At 54.1% G+C, this 23,282-nt stretch carries 26 protein-coding genes; 4 read left to right on the top strand and 22 right to left on the bottom strand.

Going from position 1 to position 23,282, the window contains the following annotated elements; genetic code table 11:
• Positions 1–26: 26 nt before the first annotated feature.
• Complete coding sequence (locus tag F7R90_RS02095; protein WP_158055628.1) at positions 27–1,286, top strand: glycosyltransferase family 4 protein; 1,260 nt, start codon at positions 27–29, stop codon at positions 1,284–1,286.
• A gap of 4 nt (positions 1,287–1,290) precedes the next feature.
• Here F7R90_RS02095 and F7R90_RS02090 read toward each other — a convergent pair whose 3' ends face one another.
• From F7R90_RS02090 to F7R90_RS22660, 10 genes are all read right to left on the bottom strand, one after another.
• Positions 1,291–2,682, bottom strand: a complete 1,392-nt coding sequence (locus tag F7R90_RS02090; RefSeq protein ID WP_158055627.1) for a sulfatase-like hydrolase/transferase — start codon at positions 2,680–2,682, stop codon at positions 1,291–1,293.
• Between the two features lie 48 nt (positions 2,683–2,730).
• The gene (locus tag F7R90_RS02085) at positions 2,731–4,137 is read right to left on the bottom strand and encodes a sugar transferase (RefSeq protein ID WP_158055626.1); all 1,407 of its coding nucleotides are present in this window, start codon (positions 4,135–4,137) and stop codon (positions 2,731–2,733) included.
• A 180-nt stretch (positions 4,138–4,317) separates the two neighbouring features.
• A complete protein-coding gene (locus F7R90_RS02080; protein ID WP_158055625.1) occupies positions 4,318–6,243 on the bottom strand; it encodes a VirB4 family type IV secretion system protein in 1,926 nt (641 codons plus the stop codon).
• Positions 6,240–7,253 carry a hypothetical protein gene (locus F7R90_RS02075; RefSeq protein WP_158055624.1) on the bottom strand — a complete coding sequence of 338 codons (1,014 nt, stop codon included), beginning with the start codon at positions 7,251–7,253 and terminating at the stop codon, positions 6,240–6,242. Before F7R90_RS02075 ends, F7R90_RS02080 begins: the two co-directional genes overlap by 4 nt.
• Entirely contained in the window at positions 7,250–8,632 is a 1,383-nt protein-coding gene (locus F7R90_RS02070) for a hypothetical protein (protein WP_158055623.1), read from the bottom strand. Before F7R90_RS02070 ends, F7R90_RS02075 begins: the two co-directional genes overlap by 4 nt.
• Positions 8,629–9,213 (bottom strand): hypothetical protein, encoded by a 585-nt coding sequence (locus F7R90_RS02065; RefSeq protein WP_158055622.1) that lies wholly within the window; start codon positions 9,211–9,213, stop codon positions 8,629–8,631. The genes F7R90_RS02070 and F7R90_RS02065 overlap by 4 nt, the downstream gene beginning before the upstream one ends.
• Positions 9,214–9,368: 155 nt before the next feature.
• Complete coding sequence (locus F7R90_RS02060) at positions 9,369–9,785, bottom strand: hypothetical protein (RefSeq protein WP_158055621.1); 417 nt, start codon at positions 9,783–9,785, stop codon at positions 9,369–9,371.
• Between the two features lie 213 nt (positions 9,786–9,998).
• Positions 9,999–10,436: an SWIM zinc finger family protein gene (locus tag F7R90_RS02055; RefSeq protein ID WP_158055620.1), complete on the bottom strand. Its 438-nt coding sequence runs from the start codon at positions 10,434–10,436 to the stop codon at positions 9,999–10,001.
• A gap of 74 nt (positions 10,437–10,510) precedes the next feature.
• The gene (locus F7R90_RS02050) at positions 10,511–11,131 is read right to left on the bottom strand and encodes a DUF6735 family protein (RefSeq protein WP_158058814.1); all 621 of its coding nucleotides are present in this window, start codon (positions 11,129–11,131) and stop codon (positions 10,511–10,513) included.
• 94 nt (positions 11,132–11,225) lie between these two features.
• Positions 11,226–11,354: a hypothetical protein gene (locus F7R90_RS22660; protein ID WP_267905104.1), complete on the bottom strand. Its 129-nt coding sequence runs from the start codon at positions 11,352–11,354 to the stop codon at positions 11,226–11,228.
• 386 nt (positions 11,355–11,740) lie between these two features.
• On the opposite strand from F7R90_RS22660, the gene F7R90_RS02040 reads away from it, so the two are divergent.
• Together F7R90_RS02040 and F7R90_RS02035 are read left to right on the top strand one after the other, a co-directional pair.
• The gene (locus tag F7R90_RS02040; RefSeq protein WP_158055618.1) at positions 11,741–12,007 is read left to right on the top strand and encodes an AbrB/MazE/SpoVT family DNA-binding domain-containing protein; all 267 of its coding nucleotides are present in this window, start codon (positions 11,741–11,743) and stop codon (positions 12,005–12,007) included.
• A complete protein-coding gene (locus F7R90_RS02035) occupies positions 12,007–12,438 on the top strand; it encodes a type II toxin-antitoxin system VapC family toxin (RefSeq protein WP_158055617.1) in 432 nt (143 codons plus the stop codon). Before F7R90_RS02040 ends, F7R90_RS02035 begins: the two co-directional genes overlap by 1 nt.
• Positions 12,439–12,507: 69 nt before the next feature.
• Here the strand turns inward: F7R90_RS02035 and F7R90_RS02030 are convergent, their stop codons facing one another.
• The 6 genes from F7R90_RS02030 to F7R90_RS02005 all read right to left on the bottom strand — a co-directional run bounded on the left by F7R90_RS02030 (position 12,508) and on the right by F7R90_RS02005 (position 15,940).
• The gene (locus F7R90_RS02030) at positions 12,508–12,720 is read right to left on the bottom strand and encodes a hypothetical protein (protein WP_158055616.1); all 213 of its coding nucleotides are present in this window, start codon (positions 12,718–12,720) and stop codon (positions 12,508–12,510) included.
• 142 nt (positions 12,721–12,862) lie between these two features.
• Positions 12,863–13,135, bottom strand: coding sequence for a DUF86 domain-containing protein (locus tag F7R90_RS22790; RefSeq protein ID WP_225741304.1), 273 nt, complete (start codon positions 13,133–13,135; stop codon positions 12,863–12,865).
• 181 nt (positions 13,136–13,316) lie between these two features.
• A complete protein-coding gene (gene mntA, locus F7R90_RS02020) occupies positions 13,317–13,799 on the bottom strand; it encodes a type VII toxin-antitoxin system MntA family adenylyltransferase antitoxin (protein WP_158055615.1) in 483 nt (160 codons plus the stop codon).
• A gap of 133 nt (positions 13,800–13,932) precedes the next feature.
• A complete protein-coding gene (locus F7R90_RS02015; RefSeq protein ID WP_158055614.1) occupies positions 13,933–14,862 on the bottom strand; it encodes a transcription initiation factor IIB in 930 nt (309 codons plus the stop codon).
• A 360-nt stretch (positions 14,863–15,222) separates the two neighbouring features.
• The gene (locus F7R90_RS02010; protein WP_158055613.1) at positions 15,223–15,618 is read right to left on the bottom strand and encodes a HEPN domain-containing protein; all 396 of its coding nucleotides are present in this window, start codon (positions 15,616–15,618) and stop codon (positions 15,223–15,225) included.
• On the bottom strand, positions 15,611–15,940 hold the full coding sequence (locus F7R90_RS02005) for a nucleotidyltransferase domain-containing protein (RefSeq protein ID WP_225741235.1): 330 nt from the start codon (positions 15,938–15,940) through the stop codon (positions 15,611–15,613). Before F7R90_RS02005 ends, F7R90_RS02010 begins: the two co-directional genes overlap by 8 nt.
• A 163-nt stretch (positions 15,941–16,103) precedes the next feature.
• Here F7R90_RS02005 and F7R90_RS02000 point away from each other — a divergent pair, with 163 nt between their 5' ends.
• On the top strand, positions 16,104–17,180 hold the full coding sequence (locus F7R90_RS02000; protein ID WP_158055611.1) for a hypothetical protein: 1,077 nt from the start codon (positions 16,104–16,106) through the stop codon (positions 17,178–17,180).
• A 111-nt stretch (positions 17,181–17,291) separates the two neighbouring features.
• Here the strand turns inward: F7R90_RS02000 and F7R90_RS22785 are convergent, their stop codons facing one another.
• From F7R90_RS22785 to F7R90_RS01965, 6 genes are all read right to left on the bottom strand, one after another.
• Positions 17,292–17,747 carry a hypothetical protein gene (locus F7R90_RS22785; RefSeq protein ID WP_158055610.1) on the bottom strand — a complete coding sequence of 152 codons (456 nt, stop codon included), beginning with the start codon at positions 17,745–17,747 and terminating at the stop codon, positions 17,292–17,294.
• Positions 17,747–18,274, bottom strand: a complete 528-nt coding sequence (locus tag F7R90_RS01990) for a winged helix-turn-helix domain-containing protein (protein WP_158055609.1) — start codon at positions 18,272–18,274, stop codon at positions 17,747–17,749. The genes F7R90_RS22785 and F7R90_RS01990 overlap by 1 nt, the downstream gene beginning before the upstream one ends.
• 226 nt (positions 18,275–18,500) lie before the next feature.
• Positions 18,501–19,880 (bottom strand): Cdc6/Cdc18 family protein, encoded by a 1,380-nt coding sequence (locus F7R90_RS01985; protein ID WP_158055608.1) that lies wholly within the window; start codon positions 19,878–19,880, stop codon positions 18,501–18,503.
• A 1,038-nt stretch (positions 19,881–20,918) separates the two neighbouring features.
• Positions 20,919–21,812, bottom strand: coding sequence for a DNA-binding protein (locus tag F7R90_RS01980; RefSeq protein WP_158055607.1), 894 nt, complete (start codon positions 21,810–21,812; stop codon positions 20,919–20,921).
• A 523-nt stretch (positions 21,813–22,335) separates the two neighbouring features.
• Positions 22,336–22,833, bottom strand: coding sequence for a type II toxin-antitoxin system VapC family toxin (locus F7R90_RS01970; RefSeq protein WP_225741234.1), 498 nt, complete (start codon positions 22,831–22,833; stop codon positions 22,336–22,338).
• A gap of 5 nt (positions 22,834–22,838) precedes the next feature.
• Complete coding sequence (locus F7R90_RS01965; protein WP_158055605.1) at positions 22,839–23,150, bottom strand: hypothetical protein; 312 nt, start codon at positions 23,148–23,150, stop codon at positions 22,839–22,841.
• Between the last annotated feature and the right edge of the window lie 132 nt (positions 23,151–23,282).

Below are 23,282 nucleotides of genomic sequence, written 5' to 3'. Positions count from 1 at the left end.
AGGTGAGTTTCTATTGGGGAGTAACTATGACCAACGAATCCAGTAGTCCAGCAGAAAGACTTCGAGTAAGATTAGTAACGCAATTCTTTTATCCGGATACATCTGCTAATTCTGCAATATTAACTGAACTGGCAACTGGTCTCGCTGAACGTGATGTGGATGTGGATGTATTGACTGCGCAACCTGCATATTCTTCGTCAGACAGAGAGCGTACGGAACCAAGGAAAGAGGTTCACAAGGGCGTTTCAATTCGCCGAATATTGTCAACTAGGTTTAATAAAAATGAAGGGACAAAGTATCGACTTCTAAATGACATTTCATTTTTTATTAGCGCGTTTGTCTCACTCCTGCTTGATAGAGAAAAACGTCTTCTCTTACTTCCGACTGCACCACCCTTTCTGCCCATTCTCGGATGGCTAGTTAAGAATCTCCGAGGTTATCAATACGTTCCAGTCGTGTACGACCTCTATCCAGACATGGCAGTTCAATTAGGATATTTATCAGAAAGTGGATTTGTTTATCGATTCTGGGATTGGCTCAATTATCGCGCATATAGCCAAGCTGACGAAGTGATAACTATCGGTGAAACTATGGAAGAGACACTTATAGAGAAGTACGGTGAGGAGTGCGATGTGACGGTTATTCACAACTGGGAAGACGGTGAGTTTATCCAACCTCAGAAGAAGTCAAAGAATGAATTTTCAAAGGAAAACGACCTTGTAGAACCAACAACAGTTCTATACTCTGGAAACCTAGGCCTTCACCATGATTTAGAGAGTGTTATTGATGCCGCAAAAATCCTTGAGAAAATGCATCCTGATAAACTTAAATTCCTCTTTATCGGTGAAGGCGGTAAAAAACCAATATTAAAGGATATGGTCGACGACTACGGTTTGAATACGGTTTCGTTTCTCCCGTACCAGCCTAAAGACGCCCTTCCTGACTCACTAACATCCGGCGACATTGCACTCGTAACTATGGAGGAAGGCGTTGAAGGACTCTGCGTTTCGAGCAAGTTCTACACTGCACTCGCCAGCGGCCAAGCAGTTCTAGCAATCTCGAAACCAGACTCTGAGATTGGTCAGGTTGTCGAACGGACTGATTGTGGTATTCGGGTGGATCCAGAATCCCCCGATCAAATTGTATCCGCAATTATGCAGTGGCTGGATAATCCGGACTTAGTCAAGGAGATGGGAGAAAGAGCTCGAAAGGTCTTTGATCAGAAGTTCAATAAGCAGCGGTCTATCAGCCAATACCAAGACTGCCTGTCGAAGGTCAACCACTAGTAGACTATTCGACGTAACCAAGATCCCGTAGGTGATCCTCAATGGATTCGTCTGTGTCGATCTTCTCGTTGGTTCCCAAAATGCTACCACGCTCAAACTGAGATGAAAGTTCACCCCAGCGATTTCCTAAGTCGCCTTTAGGAGCGGTATTTCCAGAATAAAGTTCCTCTTCCCTTCCGTTAGTCGAACGCTGAGTGATAACTCCTGTATCGTCCCCATCGAGATGAGCACCAAATAACTTCCAATCTGTATCTGTACGAATACCACGGTACGTCTGACGAGAATCCCAGTCAGTTGCTTGCCACTCCGATACAAATTCGGCATGCTCAACGATAGCATCATCCGGCTCTTGGCGTGGAATGCCTTCTACTGAATTTGGAGATTCTATTCCGACTGCATCAAGTAGCGTTGGCATCAAGTCCAGTGTACTCACCTGACCATCAACGGTTCCGTGATCCCAGTCAGGTCTGCTGATGAGTAGTGGTACATTAACTATCTCTTCCCAGAATGCGGGAGGTACGTGTCCCATCATCCTGTACTCTTTGGGACTAAGGCACTCTCCGTGGTCTGCTGTGAAAGCGAGAACGTCTTTTTCTGGATCGAAATGGCCTTCTTGAATTAGTTGCTGGATGAATTCGTGAACTTCGTCGAAAAGGTAACGACAGCACGCCGTGTAGGCCTTTCTGACGTCATCAATCTCAGAGTCGGAGAACCCTTCTCCGTTTGACTTGATGACGGTTCGAGTGAACTCACCAAGCTTCGAACGACTCCAGTTGCCGTTGAATGACATTGATTCGAAGTAGTCGTTCGGCGGCTCATATGGATGATGTGTATCCATATAGTGAATCCAGCAGAACACCGGATGATCACTAGTTTTCTGAAGCCATTCTAGTCCTTCTGTATGTAGGTCTGCGGCAGTTCGATAGAATGACTCTTCGGATGCAATTTTCCCTTTTATGTCCGAGAAAACGTTGAAATACGCCCATTCAGCAAGACTCAGTGTAGGTTCGAATGGACTTTCACGGATAACATTTACAAGTTTTTTCTTCCAAGTCGGTGCTCCAAGATTTCCCGCTGTGAAGCCAGCAGCGTAGTTATATTCCTTCCCAAAAAGGTAGTTGTCAGTCCATAGACCGCAACTATATCCACTGTCTGAGAGTTTTTCTGCAATCGTCGTCGGCGAGTCTTCATCCGGTAGTCCCCATCCTGGGACAGTATCGGAATAAACACTTGCTGCCAATCCCGGCATTGCCGAATTAGTATCCGAAGCTGTAGCAATCGCATCGGTGAAAGCAACACCATCGACGAGGTCAGCTAACTCCGGAAGAAACTCGGAAAAATACTTTTGGCTAAGAGAGTCAGCCGAAAGAACAAACACGTTCGGTTCGTCGCTCATAACGGTGGTCTTTGAGCGGTACAATTAGTGTTTTTCTCTTTCGTTTCCCTAAATTCTCGTAAGTGAGCACAAGACCTGCCAGACTTGCCGGATTACGATTTTCACGTCAAACCAAAAAGATTGGTGCTGAATATACTCTAGGTCGTACCGGAGTTTCACTTCAGGGTCTGTACTCTTTGCACCGTGAATTTGAGCTAATCCCGTCAACCCAGGTTTGACAAACCACCGCTTACGCCACGCGTCGGCGGTTTCTTCGAGCAAAATCTCCTCGTCAGTCCAGACCGCTCGGGGACCGACGACGCTCATTTCACCGGTCAGTATCGCCCATAGTTGAGGCAGCTCGTCCAAGTGAGTTCGCCGCAGAATACTACCAATACGCGTGATTCGGTCGTTCTGGTCGTCTTCGCTTGGTACTACCGATTCGCCTTCAGGAACCATGCTCCGGAACTTGTACACTTCAAACGTCTCGCCAAATTCTGCAGTCCGCTTTTGACTATAGAATACTGGTCCAGGGCTATCGAGTTTTACTGCCACTGCGATGACAGCCAGTGCCGGTGCGAACGCGAACAACCCGACGACAGCGAACATCACGTCAAATACGCGTTTGAACACGTAATCCTGCCAGTCCCAGGGTTCAAGATCGATATCGACGAGCACCCCCTGATTACTAGTGGAGACAGTCAATACGTCATTTGTATAGTTGCGATGTACCTTTGCTTCGACACCGTGCTCATAGCAGGCGTCTAGCGCGCCAAAGAACTCCGCACGATCTGGTGTAGCGAACGCGAGCAATGCAGTATCGACATCGTGTTCGACGAGCACTTCATCCAATCGTGAAAGTCCGCCTAGACAGTCGAGATCATTCAGTGGAGACTTCCCACCACCGGCGGTGACAGCAGGCTGGCCAAGCTGAGATTCATCTGATGAGTAGTATGGGCTTGGCGGTGAGACGTATCCAACAACAGGTATGTCGGTGGCCTCGATTACTGCGAGTATCTCCTCGGGGTCGTCACCGACGACGACGGCACAACATTCACTTGATGGTCGGCGTCGAATGACGACGAACCACGCGGGAAGCGTTACCAGCAAGCCCAGCATCGTCAACACGAGCGTCGAGCGGGGCAGTCGATACGTGTAGTCAAAGTAGCCGATAGCGGCCAGCGCAACCCCAGCGAGGACGACTCGTTTGTGCGTAATAAGTATCGCGTCAAGAATCCGCCGAGGGCGAGGTTTGAACAGTGGGACGAGACTGGCACAAACAACGAATAGCGTCGTCGCAAGTGCGAGGACGTACGAATCCCCGTATAACGATGTTGCTGGAAGTCGTCGGAACACCGGCACGAGCGTGGTCAGTGTCGACTGGACGGCAGGCGTGTTGGCGACCAACAACGAGAGTGTGGTCACGCCGACCGTCCCGGCCACGCTCGTAATTCGATACCGGTGTCCCGAAACCATCTACGATACACAGAACAGTGATACAATTTAAATCCTATGACCTGATTTTCACCATTATCTATTTCTAAGAAATGATTGCGTTGTAACGGAGATGGGACGTTCCAGTGGTTACCCAACAGCTCGCAGTAGACCGAGTCCAATCGCTACATTGGATTGAGGTCGTCAAGCGAGCAGATACGATTAGTTTTCACCAATCACATCTGCTTCGAACTCACTTGCACGAACGCGAAGTGGGAACCATCCTTCCTCGTCAATACCGAGCAACGCCTCAGAGTACCCATCTTCCTCATTTCCGGCTTTAGCTGTTCGCACCCAGTTCACCTCGCGATCACTCAGATCGAACCACTCACCGAGTTTCTCGGCTTCCTCTCTTACGCGATGGATGAGCGTCACCGAACAGAGATTCGCAATTGTCCGCGCTTCGGGCGTCAACGCGAACTCGCCACCCGTTTGGGTGATGAACTGGATCGAGAGGTCGTAGTGGCGACTATGCCGTACGGCAGTCTCTAAGAACTCAAGTGAGGTTGTGTCGTTCATCAGGTAGTGTGCTTCGTCGATGACGAACACGACTCGCTTGTCAGTCTGTTTCGCCCTCTCGTAGACCGCATTGAACAACACCTGCATCATCAGGCTCGTCTCTGTCCGACCGCGCGTCCCCTCCTCCTGATGGAGGTCCAGATAGATGACCTTTGAGTCGAGGTCGAACTCAGTCTGGCGCGCAAGATTAGCGAGGTCACCACCAGCGCGGAAGGATGGCCGAAGGTCCTTCAACAGCGATTGGGCATCCCCGCGAACGCTGTCCTGTTCACCAGCAGTGACGTACCCGAACACTTCGGGGTCGTCAAGCAGGTCTTCGAGCACTTCGATGACGTCCCGCACCGTCGGCGAGTCCAGGTTGTGCGTCGCGGGGTCACGCGTGATGCCCTGGCGTTCGTAGGTTTCCTGAATCGCACGGCGAAGCGTCTGCTTGCGGTCGCCCAGCGGGTTGGTGGCGACATGTTCGAAGAACGTCTCGAAGAACGTGAGCACCCACGCAATTTGCTCGCCCCACGGGTCCAAGTCCGGAACCTCCGCAAGCACCGAATCGGGTGTCGCCTTCAGTTCAAGGGGATTGAATCCGCGCGTCCCGCCGACAGTCACGCGTTCGCCACCGAGCGTGTTGTTCACGCCAGCGAACCCAGCTAAGGGGTCAAGCATCACGATGACCGAATCCTCGTCGTACATCGCGCGCCGCGTGACGTTGAGTTTCGTCGAGAACGATTTGCCCGCCCCGAGTTTCCCGACGACCATCATACAGTAGCCTGTCTCTCGTTCGAAGCGGTCCAGAATCAGCGGGCTCTCGTTGAGCGCATACGTCCCATATTCGATGCCGGGTTCGGCGAACGCCCCGGATACGAACGGGAACATCGCGCCAACAGCACCGCTTAGCATCGGTGTTTGGGTGTCCATCGTCTCGTTCAACTTATCGACGCCCACGGGACTGCCCGAGATGAGCGTTTCCAGTTGCGACCAGCGCGGCGTCACTGGCGTCAGATTCGTTGGCGACCGCCGTGCAGTACTGCTGACTGCGTCCGTCCCGAGGTCGGTCTCTGTCCCACTGTGCGTCGCGAGATACATCGAGACGTCGAACGCCGTCGTTGGTGTGTTCCGGAGGACGTCGTACATCTCCTGATAATCTTCGAGGTCTTTTTTCACGCCACGCGCGCCTGCACGGCGTTTCTCCGAGAGGTACTCGTGGTCGGCTTCGAGGTCTTCGATTTTGTTTTCGAGCGCATCGAGGGTTGCGCGTGTCTCCCGTGGGTCGAGATGCAGCGAGAGATCGGTATTGCGGGTTTCGGGGGTGGAGTACAGCGATTCGAAGAGGCCGTCACGCGGTGCATCCGGATACTCACCAACCCACAGCGTCTGTGCCCAACTCGGTCCTGTGCGGACGGCGCTCGGTCGCTCCTCGATACTCGACGGCGACACGACGGTCTGGTGGATGTCCGGAATCGTATCGAGGTCGCTCGACTCATTCTCGTAGTCCACGGGTGGACGCTCAGAGTTCTCGATTGACTCGCTATTCGTCGTGCTATTGTTCCAGAAAGGAAGGTGTTCTCGAATCATGACTTACCTCGAACGAAGGGGTTGGTTCGGAGGGCGGACGCCATATCGCCGTACTCGCGGGCGTCGCCCGCCCAGAACTCGCCGATTAGTTGGCTGGCATCGGTGGCGTCGACGCGCCGTGCGTTACAGTCGTCTATCTCGCGCAGACCCGATTGGACTTGCCGTAGACGCTCGTCCAACGTCTCCGCCAGCTGTTCCTGTTGGACTGCAGGATGCGGGCCGAACCACACCTGGACGAGTAACCCGACAATGGGGAGGTCGGTGAGTTTTTGACTGAGACTCTCGCGTTCGAACTGCACCTCACGTGGTGCGACCGTGACCACAACGTAGTGGTCACGGATGGTCATCTGGCGCTCGTCGAGTTCCGCTTCGTACCACCCAGTATAGTGTTCGATGAGTGCCGCGAGTTGCGGATTCGATTGCACGTCGCGGTCGTTCAGTCGCGATCTATACCGGTTGAGGTACTCCTCGACAGGGAACGATTGTGTCGTCGAATAGATTTGGATGGGGAACTCGACGGTGGTGTTCAGGAAATCACGGAATGCACTGGCTTTCGCCTGCCATTCCTCGTCAGTTGCGAGTGCCATCGTCGGTGGGTTGACCTGCACCAGTCCGATGAAGGTGCCGTCAGTTCGCTCGATTGCATCACGCTCCGGGTGGACGCGCTCAACCTGTGTGTACTGTTTTGCCTGTTCGTGGTTGTGCTCGGTCGAACTCGTGTGGAACCGCGCGAACGTCTCAAGCCAATCGACACTCGACGCATAGGATGGCGTGAGGAAGACGAACAGGCCACCGAACGCGATTGCGAGGCCTGCGATGGGGAGTGTGAGTGTCTGGACGCGATAGCCCGCGATGGTGAGCGACGCAGGCAACACGACCTGCATCACGAGCAAGACGAGCACGCCGGGCAGGAGTGCGACCGACAGGTCCGTAAGGGTGTACCGGCCGAACAGTTTCGAGTCTGTGCCAAGTGATTTCGGAATTCGTTTCGTTGGATCGTGTTGACTCATTCTTTCGTATCTCTGTCTGTCGATTCAGGCGTGTTCGCAGAACGATTCGACTGCTCGTCAGACCGCAAGTTGGTGAACGTGACGTCACGACTACTAGACCCTGTCTGAGACGACTGACTCGAAGGCGAACTCCCGCCATCGGTCACTTTGTCTTGGATTGCTGTTCCCGTGGATTTGACCCGCGAACTCAGCGCGTGGGCACGGGAATTGCCTGACCCGAGCATCGTCTGCCCATCCTGATTGACGGGCGGACTGTCGCGCAGTCCACGGGCGAAGTTTCGACTGCCATGCGTGAGTTGCTGGCCGTGTTCTCGCGCCGTGCCGAGTCGGCCTTTCGCGCGGTTCACAGAGGCATGGCGGCCCATGCGGTCGGCCATGAAGAATATCGCGCCGGCCTGCCAGAACAGGACGAGCGGCGACAACACGGCGACGATAGGAATGACGAGCGCGGTCAGCCATGCGCCAAGGCCGCCCATCGAGAGGCCGAAATTCGACCCCAAGAGTTCGCCGAGGCGGAACAAGACTGCGACCGGCACGGTCATGAACAGGAACGGCACGTAGAACCCCGCCAGTCGCTTCATAAGCCGAGACACCATCGTGAATGGCCCGACGCCGGGAATCCAGAACACGATCAACAGCGGCATCACGAGCGTGAAGAGGTAGAGGACGACTTGCCGGAGGAAGTAGATGAGCGCGACGAGGACGAACAGCCCGAAGTCCACACCAAGTGAAAGGACGAGTCCGAGCACGCCCATCGAACTGAAGGACAGCGTCTGGAATAACGACACCTGCGAGAGGTCTGGCACCAAGAACACGGTGAGTTCGCTCACCAATTGGCGAGCGAGTGCATCGATCCACCACCACGACAAGATACCAAGCAAGCCCGAAAAGGCTCGTTTCTTGAGTTTCGTCTGATGGTAGTTGCTGAAGAGGTAGCTCGTCGATTCGAGGAAGATGACGAGAGCGATTGCGAGCGCGTACAGAAACAGTGAAGCCGGGATGATGGCGTTCCAGTAGTACTCGTAGAGTTGTGGCCACGCTCCGTTCGTCGGGGCGCGGAACACTGCGTTAGGATACGGTGTCTCGACGGCGATTGCAACGAGCGCGTCCGCGTGCTGTTGGATGAGGCCCTCGATTGGGCTAAACAGGACTCGCAGGGCCTCTTGAATCGCCCAGACGATGACGTCGCCGAGCGAACTTCCGCCGTCGCCACCGCCACTGCCACTGGTTCCGCCGCCCTCACTTTGGGCGAGTGCAGGGTGTACGGCGAGAGACAAGCCACTGATCACGGCGAGCGGCATCAGCAAGGCAGTCCAAGACTGAAGCGATTCCCGCAGCGTGCCCCCGCCTCTGTGGAGCGTGTCTTGGAGTCGCGTCACAGCCCCCTCCATGGTGGCCAGAGATGCCAACCGGTGAATCGACCGACAATAACCATGCCGGCGAAGTAGATGGCGACGAAGACACCGATGCGATACAGCACGGATAGGAGGTCCGAGCCTGCGCTCTGGACGTACATCGTGTCGCTGTCACCGACGTACCTCGTGGACTGTTGCCCCTGCCCGGGGTCGTAGCGCGCCGAGAGACCACCATTCGTTCGCGCGACCGTCGTGACGACCGTGCCGTTCTCAGAAGTGTTCACTCGCCTGCCGTCAAGAACGATGGAGCCACTGCGCTCCGTCGTGTTGATGGGGTCGCCCGTTGCTGTGTCTGTCAAGTGGACTTCGACAGTGACCGTTTCGTCGGTCTGGTTGACGACGCGGAGCGTGACGTTGCCCTCGTCTCGGTCGTTTGTGAGTGTCGCGTTCGTCGGCTGCTTCGACGTGTTCCCAGCGAGGTCTGAATAGGCCGTTTCGGTGCTACGATGCCGTCGTTCGACAGCCGTCGGTGACGCCGCAATCGAAACGTTGGTCCGATTTGCGAATTCACGAAGGGAAATCGTCGTCCGGTTCGACCGATTCACCGGCGGGGTGTCCGTGTCGTCAGCCCAGTGTGTGTTCTGGGTGGAGTTGTTACCAGCGTGGTCAGAATCGGGTGGTTGCCGTGCTGGAAGTGTCGTTGCTGTGGCTGGCGCTCCGGCGACGAGATTGAGGACACAGAGACTTCCGAGGAAATATCTCAGAAGCTGTAACTTGCTCCCCCAACGACGATGTTGTTGAGCGCGAACTGAATGATGGATGTGCCGAGTGGGGCGACAATGACGCCCCAAACGAACCCCTGGTTGCGGATTTCTTTCAGCTCTTTCTTGAGGTCTGCTCGGCGGACTATCGGCATGAAGACGGTGGCACCAAGTGTGAGGACGCCACCAATGAGCGGGCCGCCGAACTGAATGACTGTAAAGAGGTTCCGGACGGTGCCTGCCATGTTCGTCTGGCAAAATGCTGTACCGGAGGACTGTGCGCTTGCGGGAGCGACCGCGAGCAGGCTCACGCCCATTATCGAGAGTGCGAGCAGGCGGAGTTGTGAGTCGCGGCGTGCGATGAATGTTCGATAGTACGCTTCGACTGTTGCGGTCCAGTATTCGAGTGAATTCATGGTTTCGTACGCAGCATCCTGTCCGCTGACGCGACGCTTTTCGAACGTCGCATGACATGGCAGGCTTACTGCGACTCTGTCCAGAGCAACAACTCTATAAAAATCTTCCCGTCCACATTGAAATATTGAAGAGAGAAATCAGATACCGTTTTCAAATAGTTGCTATAGAGTAATCGAAGAAAATGAATAGTGCCATAAGTATCGGATTCACTATCAGATATTCGACGGCAATTCGCGTTCTCCCCGCCGATAACACTCCCAACACGGGAAATCGTCCGGCAGGTCCGCACAATCACAGTCCCAGTCTCTCTTCTCATCACTCTCAGTCTCTGAGCGTGTCTGTGGCCGCGTCTCGACGCCGCCGTCTGCAACCAACTGCTGTCGTGCAACCACATCGAGGATGGGCCGGCGAATCGCCACCGCAATCCGGTGTTTGCACGCACCACTGTACTGTTCGTCGGCAGGACACGTACACGACGTTGGCACGCCGTCCGTGACTTCAACGAGGTACACGTGTTCGCTGGGAGTCGCGTGACTGTTGTTCCGAACCTGAATGCCATCCGAGGCGAGACTGAACGTTAGCGCCTCGTACTGCGCTCGTTTGAGTGTGCGATTCGTTACGTCTAGCTGCTCAAGTGGATTCGTCGTCATAAGTCAGTCTGAGAAGCTCGATTGTGTCGTGGCCTCTCGGCCATCAGAGGCCGATAAAACTGGCCTGCGGGATGCTAGGGAGTTCGCACAACGAGCTCGCAGTGGTCGTTAGTCCACGCTCGGAGTTTCGCTTCTAAATACTGGATGGCTTGCTCCTGAGAAAATACGTCGCGGTCGAGCAAGTCTGCGACGACTCGTTTGAGCGCCTTGAACTCGCCGCGAGCAAAGCCGTCGCCGACAGGGTCGCCGTCGTACCAGCGAACCGTTCGAATCGCCCCGTTGCCGTGCAAGGGACTCTGTTCGGCGGTGTCGGCGACATGGTGGAGTCCAAACCAGTGCGTTCGGTACGCAGTTACGTCGAATTCGCGTGAGACGACGTAGAACGCTTCGTGGTTGGCGTAATTCAGTTGCTCCGTGAGAATTGCTTCAAGGGTCAGTTCGCTCGCAAGCGGTGTGATATCGACTGGTGTCCTCGGTCGAGTACAGTCTACGGAACCCTGGGCTACAGTGGGCCTGCGGTCACCAGTTAGTTGCGTACAGAACAGTTCCCGTCTCCGCATCGACTCCTCTCCGCCAAGGGGCGTCTCACGGGTGATGGCGTGTCTCAGTCGAAGGTTGAGTCCACCGTTGTGCGAATAGTGGAGGTTGTACAACTCGTCCGGTCGTTCGTATGCAACAAGAGCGCGATGTCCCATTGTAATCACGTACGGGACTCCGAAAGCCCCGCACCCCTCGGGGGCCAGAAAAACTTCCCCGCGGAAGAAGTGACCTGACAATCAGCGACTGTCGTCAGGGAATCTCGTACTCGACGATGTCGGCTGGGCCACAGTACGGACACTCCTCGCTCTGGGCATCGACCGTGGTGCCACAGCGGCGACACTCGTAGACGAACTCCGTATTTGAGGTACCACCGCTCATAAGCCGCTGGAGAAAGAGTGCTATCATCGTTACTTATCAGAAGTGGGCATGGACCACGTTCGCGAGATGTACCCGATGGTCTCGATGGTCGTTGCGTAATCGCGAAGCAATTCGGCCAGAACCAATTCGGGCAACCCAGCCACAGCGTGTTTTGCAAGCAATCGTTTGAGCTCTCGCTCAGTCGCCTCTCTCTGAATGCGTTTTTGGGTCATATCTGGCCTCAGCGCAGGCCCATTTCGATTGCGCCTGCACCCCTGCAGGCGCAAAATAAACCGCAGGTACACAAACGAAAGAGAGCGAGAGGAGCCGACTTGTAGAACACACTTTTCATAGGACGAGGCACATGTGGCGCAACATGTATGGTGTCGAGGTCTGTACTAGCAAACATGGCAACTGAGGACACTCCTGAGGAAACAAAAGTCAGCGACCGAGGAATGGTCACGATTCCGGCGTCACTCCGACATCGGCTTGACATCGAAGCTGGCGATAAGCTTCGCTGGGATGTTGAGGACGACGGGAAACTAAGCGTCGAGATTGTCCGACAGCGATACGGGGCGTTCGCCGAGGATGATTTGAAGGCTGACCTCGGCGAGGACAGTCTCGAAACCCACGACCTCGCAGGATATGAGCCCGAGTCTATGGAGGATAGCTGATGGCAGTTTCGGTCATCGATTCCAATATCCTCATTGATTACAAAAACACCGGGCTCGGCGAACGTCACGAACGGGCTGAAACTATCGTACAGGCCATCGATAGCGGCACTCTTCCCACTGGTCGGGTGACGAACTACGTTTTAGTCGAAACTCTGAATTGGATTCACGAGCGTCACCGTCACGACATCGCGGTAGACCTTCGACAACGACTCTCAAATTCGGCGGGATTCGAACTTGTCCACTCGGCTCAAAAGGACTTCCATCACGCTGTCGAACTATTCGAAACCTACGACAATCTTGCGTTCGGTGATGCAACCATCGCGGCATATATGGAGCGCGAGAACATCGAATATCTCTATTCGTTTGATGACGACTTCGACGTACTTGATAACGTCACACGTCTGGAAGTCGCCGATAACCCCTTCAAGTAAATCGCCTCGGACTGTACCGTCTGTCGGGTCTTTTCTTAGTTAACTCACATAGGACTCGTCTCAGTCCTCCTAGGAACGAATTGCTCTGGCCTGTTCCTCCAATTTCCGAAGTACCTGCATCCGTTGTTGGTTTGCGTTCTCGTAGGCGACGCAGGCCCGCAACGTCTCCATGTCCCGAATAGTCGTGATACCGGGTTCGATAAGTCGAATATTCGGCGGTTCAAGTCGCTGTTCGGGTGAGAGACCGTTCGATTCGTCGTCAGGATTTGGTGAGTGACCCATTACTTGTCGCCTCCACTCCTGCTGGAGGCGACCACAAACAGAACTAGTCGGTCGTGGCTTCTCATTACCGGAGGTGCAATCTATGAGACCCGACTTGACATCACACAGCTCAGTCGGTGAAACGAGCCTAACAGAATAGTGTTCAGTCCGGTATTGCGCCGATGTCGTCAAGGTAATCGCGAACTTCAAGAACGAATGTTCGATAGCGTTCAAGATCTTGAAGCGCGTTATACACCATTCCGTGATCGATGATCTGACCGTAGGTATGCGAAAGGACGTTCCGAAACCGAGCAGCCTGCGTCATCTGTTCGGCTGTTGTCGGTGAGAGAACACCAATTTCTCCTAGTATACGCATTGACTTTGGATTGCTCGGTGGCGACTGTCCTCGTTCGTGTTTCGCGAGTTCTTCGCCGATATCGATCGCTGCTTGGTCATCTTGACGAATCGACGTTCGACGATATCACGCGTTTCTGGGTCGGCTTTGTATCGGTCACGGCTGAGTTGTTGTTTGCTGGCGAGGATACCAAGGCTCTCCTCGATGGTTTCGACTGCGGCTAGAATACGATTGAGACGGTCTGCCGGAAAGCCGTTCGAAGTCATCGCTCTTTGTTCGAACCTTCGACCGCTGAAACAGCAGAGTCGCCGCTAAGATGCTGGTCGATTTTTGCGAGTGCGGCGTCGAAGCGCTCACGTGGCGACTGGCTTTTGGAAGTTGGTGTGAGAGAGTGTTGAAGATTCTCAGCATGCTCCGGATCACCAACGAGTAAGATACCATGTTCGAAGACAGACGCTACAACGTCCGGTGACGCAGTGTGGAGATCAACTAAATCTATCTGATCAGTCTCCAGTGCTTCGCTGAGCTCCGCACTCAATGCGAAGAACATGTCGTTGTATTTTGAGTCGTCGGGTTCGGCCGAATCGAACTCAACTGCGATGTCAACGTCGCTTTGGGAATGTGTAGTTGCGGTAGCGTGTGAACCGAAGAGAAGAGCAAGTTGCACAGGGTGGTCCCGAAGAACGCGCTGCAGTCTCTCCACAGGGAATCCCTTACTGAACCCAGCTGTCTCCACGGTCCTCATTAGTCGAAACCATGTTCTCGAGCCACATAAAAACTCAGTCGGAAGAACGGCAGCGGGATGAGTGGAAGGGTCAAATCTGGTGGATTCGGCATGGATAGCATGACTTTCTCGGGTCTGTCTACTCGGATCTATTTCAACCATCGACTTCTTCAAGTGACTCACAGTGCGCTCGGATCGTCACCGGGGAGGTATCAGCGACTTCAGCTACTCGCGACTGGGTGAGTAACAGCCCTCGTTCGTTGCTCGCCTTGTATAAGCACGCCGCAGCGAAGCCTGACGGTTGCACACCAACCGTAATCTCTGCGCTCTCTGCAGTGTCTGCGAACAGTAGCGCACGCCTTTGTATTTCGTCGGAAACGTCGAGCGCCGAGGCGAACCGTGGAACGAAGTCGCTCGGCGTCACCGGCTTTGTAGGCAGTCCGAGCTCCGTATTCAATACCTTGTAGGCGTTCCGGACGCTCGATTGGTCGACCCGCGACACAGCAACGACTTCCCCAAGTGTTCGAGAGAGACCGTTACAACGAGCGGTGCCGTGGACGCTCGCCGTTGCGATTGCTTCGACCGACCGGCCCTTCAGGAGGTCTTCGTTCTGTGCACGCCGGAATAGCGTACACGCTTGCTCACGGATCTGCTTAGATAGACCGAGTGCGCTCGTGATGCGACGAACCTCGCCAAGGCCGTGGGCGAGGATGCGGTCGGCTGTCGATTGAAAACGGCCGCGACTCTGTTCACGGCGCAGTCGCGCGAACCGCCCACGTTTTCGCCCGGAGAGCGCGTTTCCGTTCCCATCGGTTCCATACCCGATTGTCGTCGCAAGCCCACGGTCGTGGCGCGTCGCAGTCAACGGCGCGCCAGTCCGAGCACGAGTGTGGTCGTCGTCCTCAAACGACCGCCACTCCGGACCACGGTCTATCTGGTTCTCTTTGATCACGAGTCCGCAATCCTCACAGACCGTTTCGACTGCGTTCGTCGTGACACGGCCATCACATTCGGGACACTGGTTGGTCGATTCGCGCGGTACGTCTTCGTCGAACGTCGTCTCGTAGATATCACTCTTCGACATGGCTCTCAGAACTTCTCCGAGGACAGCGCCACCTAGACGAAGCCCTCACCCCTTGTGGGGCTCATAAAATCGCCGTGGTCGCTCTCTATCGACGAGGACTGTAACGTGAGAGAGAACGCAACACCTCTTAGCGCGACGTAGTTGTCAGAAGATACCTCGAATTAGCTGATGTAGTATTCAGTTGTCTGAACACAGTGATCTGAATATCGTACGAAACTATAGTGTGTCCAAATCCAATAATTCGCGCCAAGGGGGCAACTGGGAGGAAGGCAGAAAACATGAAGGCGCGACACCGAGAAGAGTCAGCAAGCAGAGCAACGAGACAGTATAGATTGCACTGTCGCATGATACGTCAGCAAACTACTCTTCGTCTTCGAGTTCGCCAACGAGGTCACTCATTCGGGCAACAAAGGTTTCTGTTCGAGCACGGAGTGTGGTGAGATCCACGTCAAGCGTGTCATAACCGTAGTCTGCCTGTTCGCGGTAGTCCCACAACTCGCTCAGAAATCGGCCGTCGTCTCGTGGAACCTCCTCTTTGAGCACGACTTCTTTGCCAAACAGAGTTGAAACCCCACGATGAGACGTAGGATCGAACCCTTTCGCGTAGAGTACTGCTTGTGCAGCGTGAAAGCACGCATAATACAGTCGATTCACTACCGCAGTGTCAGATCCCTTGCCGTCTTCGAGAATTTCCGCATCAGCAAGTGCTGTGCTGGCTTGTTCGAGTTCTTCAGTAACGTAGTCAGGATCAGGCATACGAGCGTCCTTCAGTCATCACATGCTTGATGAACGGATGGTCCTGTCGTTCGTTGAACCGCTCAGTCGTTTGGATATGTACTGAAACTACGACCGTATATTCAAGTTGGATGTCGTACGCGAGGTCTCGTAGGCCATCAGTGATTGTATCGTCAGTAACGACAACGAAAATATCGACATCCGAATCCATCCCACGAGTTTCATCTCGGATAGTGCTGCCGAAAACGATTAGATCCTTAATTTTGCCCCCATATTCTTCTGTAGCAGCCGTTGCAAATGCCTCAGCCGCTTGTTCGTGTATCGAGGAGTCAGAACTGGTCATACTGCTATGTACGTCGGAAGTCATCTAAAGGTTCGGCTTCCTCCAGGTCGCAGGCACAGAGACTTGGACATCAGTAGTCTCGACGAGGGGCGTCAAATTTATCGATCTAGCCACTATTGCAAATATTATTAATAAAGCCTTGCCGAGGTAGTTTAATCGAACTATGAAAGTTTATCCGAAAATTCCACGGTTTGACCATCCCGTCGTCCCGTCGACGTTCTTTGACGCAGACGACCTGACTCTTGTCGAGAAATTCGATGGGAGTGCATTTCGATTCACACTCTACGAGGACCGATACGCGGACCACTACCCAGAACAGGTCGAGACAGCTGCCAACGGGGATGGGAGTCTCGTGTTCGGGACGCGAAAGACGATTCGGGGCTCGCACCACGACCCACTCGAATCGATCGATGGTGCCCTTCACCGCGCAGTCCGGTGTCTCCGCGAGGGAATCGACACCACCGCGCTCAGAGCATTCCACGACGAATTCGACTGTCCGCTAATCGTCTATGCCGAGAACCTCGTGTACTCGACGCTCGATTACGGGTACACAGACACTGACCTTCCGGCACTCGTCGGGTTCGACGTCCTGCCATACACGGCAGTTGAGACGATGACACCACCTGGGAATCCGTACGAAGAGACGTTCGATGGGTTTCTGGACACCGACACAGCGTGGGACGTATTCGAGCGCATCCAAGTCGAGAATGCGCCGACCGAGCTTTCGTTCGTTCCAGGGTCGATTCTCAGCCGCAATGTCGAGCAATTCGATCCGGAGTCGTACACGTTTCCATCCTCGACACTGGCAGGTGACGTGCAGGTGGAGGGTGTTGTCGTGCGAAGCACTGCCCGTAACCGTCGCGTGAAAGTGGTGCGCGAGCAATTCAAAGAGTTGAACCGCGAGCAGTTCGGTCAGCGTCCCGAAGAGGCCGAGTCAGGCGCGGAATACGTCGTTGCGACCTACTGTACGCCAGCACGGATTCGCAAACAGGTCCGAACGATGGTTGTCGAAGAAGACTACGAATTCGGGCTTCATCTGAACGATGATCTCTACCCGCGAGTCGTCGAAGACATCTGGGCCGAGAACTGGCCGGCGCTTATGGGGCTTGAGGTGGCGTTCACACCTGCAGACGTGTATCCGCTAGTCGCTAAACGGTGTATCGCAGAACTCCGCAAAATGCGGACAAATGCCGAGCTGAACGAGACAAACCCCACTGAGATTTGGCAACATCTCTCCTAGTTGCGGAAACAACGATTGTTCCGGGATTCCATCGCGGATGGGTTCCACAGCAACACTGTTCGCCGTAGCGAGCGTCCGCGAGATGCGAGAATACTCCTTCGTGCAACCGGGTCATTGAGTTGACCATAGTGTCTCGATACGCTGTTCGATTGCGGTCAGGACGGTCGAGTACACGTCGAGTGGATGCAGCGAAGACAGCGAAAGGTCAGTGATTTTCTCTGCATCTGGTGGTCGGTGAAAATGGAGCCGTGCGTTGTGCGTATTCGGATGGCGGTCCCAGCGACACTCCCACGTGTCCGTACCGGCAGCATCGTGGTTCTCGATGTAGTGGATTGAGAAATCGTCGGTCGTGAACCACCGGATATCGAGTCGAGCGATAGCTATGGAGTCCGGATAGCGCTCAGCATCAAGCGTTGCATGGAGGAGTCGTGGTTCGTAGGAATCTGGATCGAATTCAGTCTCAGCAATACGTGAGTCCGAAGCTAACTGGCGTTCGAGCAGTTGCAGCGTTTGGCGGTCCGGTGGCCCGGTTGCAGGAGACGCCGACTCGTCTTCTGGCGGACTCATTACGCTGGAATTAGGTGGCCTTCGTTTTGCGAGAGTTGGCGGGCGAGTTCGTAGAGTCGGATATCTCGAATCACACCCTGCCACTCGCTGACCGCAGTCATCCGTTCGTGGATGGTCTCATGGTCTTCGTGGTCGAACACGGATACTTCCGTTGGGTCTGTCGTCTCGAACTGGGTTTCGTACTCCTTGCGTTGTTGTTCGAGAGCTTTCACACGGTCGATTATCTCTTCGATAGTGAGTTCATCGGCAATTCGACTCGCGTCTTGCCATTCGAGATAGCCCTCGTTTCGTTGGTACTGGGTGGGACGGCTGTCTCGGTCTGCCCGAACGACTCCCATCTCGGCAAGGCGGTCAAGATGCTTTTTTGCAGCGTTCGGTGAGCAGTCCGCAAGCTCTGCAATATCCGTGTACGCGGTGAGCGACGTGATTCCAAGAGCCACGTCATAGACACGACCAAACGTGTCGGTCCCTTCCGACCACTGTTGCTGAGAGGCATCGGGTTCCGGGGCTGGGTCGAAGTCAGTCATGCTTGACTATACGTAGTTATGCTCAATATATCTTCCGCCCCCGCAAATATATGTGATATAGGGGTCTTCTCACACGAATACAAGGAGGAAGCCCACGATTTCGGTCGTGGGTCACTGACACAGCTACCTATACGTGCATTCATTTAATTAGTGAAATCCCGAGTTAGATAATTGCTAGAACGAAGTCTTTTTATTTCGTCGGCTGGCGTTCGCTCTGACGAACGAGTTAGGACTCAACAAGCCGTGCGATTTCCTGTTTCATTCCACTGCCGATCGGAATCTGCTCTAATCGACTATCGAGACCAACAGACTGCAGAATCAAACTGGAATCGTCAAGCAATGAGAGTTTTAGATATGTGCCTTCACGGTATCCATCGCTCGTTCTCTCCATGTCGATGATTTTCAGCGTTTCATACTCTCGAAGCTGGTCAGTGATTCGCTTCTGGCCGAGAACGTCTGCATCAATTGACTCCGCGAACGCTCGATAGACACGATACATCTCAGTCGCACGGAAGTATGACTGGTCGGTGAACTCGTCCATCGCAGCGAGCGCGGCAATGGCAATTTTCGCCTGCGTTGGACAGCCACGGATTAAGTCCCGAATACGAGTTACTTCGGCGTCGTCGTTTGCTGATCGGACGTGTGGTTCGGTCACTTTCGCGGCGTCTTCGTCGCGGGCAATTTCACCAGCGAGCCGGAATAGGTCGATTGCCCGTCGCGCATCGCCATGTTCTTGCGCGGAGAAAGCAGAACAGAGTGGAATTACATCGTCGGCAAGTACTCCATCACGGTAGGCGTCTCGTCGACGGCGCAGAATATCGCCAAGTTGGTTCGCGTCGTAGGCTGGAAACACAATTTCGTCCGGCGAGAACGAACTTTCCACACGCGTATCGAGCCGATCACCGTATTTGAGATCGTTACTAATACCGATAACCGTCATGCCAGCGTCGATATCGACTTCCTCACCAGCACGCGAAAGTTGCATCAAGAGTTTGCTGTCGTCGGCTTCTTCTGGCGGGATCGGTTGATCCACATTCTCGTTGGGGGCAAGGCGATCAATTTCGTCGAGGACCACGATCACGGCATCGTAGAGGTCGTCTATTATCTTCCACAGTCGGTCGTAGTATGCACCAGTGGCAATGCCAGACGAGGGGACTGAAACCCCAGTTTGGCTAGGGTCGTTGAGTGATTTTGCGAGAGTAATGACTGTCTGGGTTTCCGAGCGGCGTTGGCCACAGTCAACAATTGCACGACCAATTCGAGTGTCGTTCTCTGTTGCTCGCTGGTCGACTTCTCGACTTACGTATCGTGTGACGAGCGTCTTTCCAGATCCGGACTTACCCAACAGAAGTGTTCCTTTCCCTGACCCACCATTGAGTGTCGGTTTGAGGCGGCGAGCAACCGTTTCAATTTGCTGATTTCGACCAACAATTTTGTCTTGGTTTGGAATGTGGTCGATACGGAGGAGGCTTTCATCGGCAAATATCGGGTCTTCTTCGTCAAGAACTGAGAGTGGGTCATCCCGCTGTTCAGTTCGTGAATAGGAGACGGCCCCACGGTTGGTAGCGTATTCACCGAGGGTTTGTGGGTCCGAGTCTGTGGTCATAAGCCATGTTTCAAATGAAATCGTCTTAGTTCTTTCTTATCTGCGCACGGTAGAGTGATCGAAAACGTGGAATCTTGTATATTCCCAGATGCCTAAAACGGATAATTCGCAGTCTTCGAATAGGATATACACCGTTCTTCAAATGAAATCGGTGTTGAAGAACACCATCTTTCAAATGATTTTGGAGATCGATATCGGGGTGGGCGGAGGTTCGAAGGTTCGACACCGTAGTTCAAATGAAATATCTGCAGGATGTTGTCTGGAATCGGACGTCCCCTTATGATTATACAGGAAAGTAGACGCGACCAATCTGGTAGTAAAACAGACCCACACCAGGTTTCGAATGAAATCATACTCCAGCAAAACACTGAATTCGTTCACCACCCCCACACCGGATTTCAATTGAATTGTGCCATGATTCCGAGACGAATTTTAGTCTGAAATACAACTGTCGAACTCCCCAGATGCAAAAAATTTCTCGTCTAAGCGGTTCGAACAAGGATTTCATTTGAAAACCGGTGTGTCGAAGACGATAACGTTCGGACCTTTGACTGTTTCTGTCGCGCCAACTACTCTTATAAATGCTGCAGAGATGGATGCCTTTTATCGTCGTGGAGTCGGTTGAGTGCACTTCTCCGGTAATCTATTACTACTACTTTACCGATATAGATAAATATATAATAACGCGGGTGAGCCAGCTCGTCTCAACTTGAAATGAATACTATCGTTCTAAGATACCGGATCAACGAGTCCACCGGACAAGCTTCGTGGGCTTCCAGCATTTGACTCATTTCTCCCCTTCCCGTGGAACCGATTTCATCTGAAATCCGGTGTGGGGGTGTCAGAACGAGGAGTACCTTCCAAGACGAAGCATCCTCAATGTAGAAGATAGAATACCAAGCACCGCCCATTTCCGGCGAAATATTAGCTTCTGAGGTCGTGGCTGCGCGCGCAGCAACGCGAGCACGGAGCGGAGGGTGGGGCGGCGGGGTCAGGGTCGGTCTGGCAGAAAACAAAAAAGAAGACCACTCTAGTTGACTACTCCCACCACCGACCGCGTTCGGGGAACTGGATGGTCGACCACCCTGTGACGGCCAGCGAGACACGCCCATTGTACCAGTTCCGGGCTGCGCCGCGAATGCACACTCGCTCGCCTTCCGAGACGTGCTTTGGATTCGATTTCGTCCAACTCGTGAACTTCGTTCGCCCGCTCTCGTCTTCGATGAGTCCAACCTGTGCAATGGCTGCACTGGATGGCTCCCACAACTCAACCACGGTTCCTTCGATGCTCACCTCCTTGCGACTGACCTCTTCGAGTTTCCCAATCGGAATCACGTGTCCGGGTGCCGTCTGCAGTTCTTCGAACACGCCCACGACCGCGCTCGTCAGATCCACGCCATCGACCATGCGCTCGGCCAGTCGCCGACTGATCGCCGCCCGCGACCACCCCGCAAGTTTCTCGTGCAATCGCACTGTCTGCTCGTTCACGCTCGCCAACTCACCTTGCGTCAACTCCTCGCGTGGGTCCCGTTTGTCCGGGTCCGCCCACTTGTCCACACTCGCCGCACCCTTCTGGAATTCTGCTCGCCGTTCCGCGCTCCCGTCCGCTACCTCGTCACGCGTCCGCTCTGCTCGACCATCTTGTGTTCCGAGTTTCGCCTTTGCACTGATGTACTCCAGTTCGGCTTCCCGTGCCCGAATGCGCTCTTCCTGTTCAAGGGTCACGCCCGCCATCCGTTCATCGCTCGTCTCAAGGAGTCCACCCGGATGGTTCGTATCGACTTTCGCTTGCGTCTCCATCTGCACCGTCGCCCGCAACTCCGGCGTCTCCGTCACCGTCTCGAACTCGTCCTCGCCCGCTTGTTCGTCCGTCTGTTCGAAAGCCTGTGCATCGACCGAAACGACCTTACTAGTAACGTTCGTACTTGACATTGGTAGCTCCAATTGACCTTGGATTACCGCTGAAGGCGCTCACTCGGCGTCTTCTTCCGACACCACGACTCTCCAGCCGTGGCTCTCTCTTCGACCAACTTTACCGATATGCGCTCTCGCTCGCGCCTTCGCCCAGCTTGCCTGGGCGCGAGCGAGAGCACCACAAGAGGAGCCATCCAGCACCGCGCGCCGACCCGCCTGGAGCGAGCGGCCAGCTTTAAGCAGTTTCTCGTGTCCGGCCCGCAAGGGGCGCAACCGAAAACGTGCTTAATGCTGGCGTCGAAGCCAGATGCCCGGACCGGCGCGAAGCGCCGCATGCCCGGACTGGTCGGTCGCGAGCGAAGCGAGACGCGACCCGTGGGAGCGTCTCGATGCGAACGGTGAGTGGAGCGAGCCGTGAGCAAGCGGAAGGCGGCAGCGGCGCGCGGGGCGGGCCAGTAGCTATCAGAAAAAGGTCAAACGGTATTCGAATCTGCCCTATCTATCGCTTCAGAATGTAAAATTATGCTGATACTGGGAGCAGTTAGTTCTGGCTCCGGTAGGGGAGCGTCGTGACATCGAACGCATCGTAGTGTCGGTCATACGTGAGAATATGATCAATTTCCAAGTCGGCCATATGTGATGCGACAATAAAGTCAGTGAACGAGGCATCCAGATCAGTCCAACTAATAAACGTATCCTTGGCCTCTCCAAATACCTCCACAGATACCGATTCAAACTGATAGAGACTGCTCTCGTCAAGTGTTTCCAGAAAGGCGCCTGCATTCCGAATTGAGGCCTGCTTTTTCAAGCGAGTTGCAGCCTCGTCAACAATGTGGTCATTTACCACAAGTCGACGAAAGGGGAGGTCACCGTCTCGAACAAAGTCCATGAACGCCCGTGAGACCACATGCATTTTGTCTTGGGGGTTGAATAATGCGTACAGAAACTTTGGACCGACAACTACCTGATGACGAACATGCCCTGGTCGGAAATGGTCCGCAGTAACACTCCCAATTGGTGTTTCAACTGGCTCTGCCATACAATTCAGGACTCCATGGGTGGCTCATCGGCGAGAGTAAAGGTCTCGTCACTTCCGTCCCATTCGTCCACCAAGTCGTCTTCTTCTCGTGCATCTGTTTCTGCTGTGTCCGGAAGTGACGATGCTTCAAGCTCGTCAAGAACGGTGAACGCCCGATCGTTCGGATTAGCCTGCTGTTGTCGGTCAATCCACTCGGTTACCGCTTCATGGCCTGCCTCTTTGAGCGACAAGCCATGCTCTCTGGCGAACTCACGAAACTGCTCGTACTCGTCTTTACTCAGTTCGGTTTGGACGTGTTTCGAGTTGTTGCTACTCATGCAATCCCTCGGCTTCTACTGCTCCCTATGAGTTCATGAGATATAAGATGATTGCATGACGAGATTCATGAGAACTCGGCCACAACGATTCAAATCAGTTTTACCAGTACTTCGTTCTGTTCTCTCATCACA

The sequence above is a fragment of the Halorussus halophilus genome, from assembly GCF_008831545.1.
Classification (GTDB): Archaea; Halobacteriota; Halobacteria; order Halobacteriales; family Haladaptataceae; genus Halorussus; species Halorussus halophilus.
Note: the sequence above shows the minus strand (reverse complement) of the source record. Positions and strands in the feature narration are given on the sequence as shown.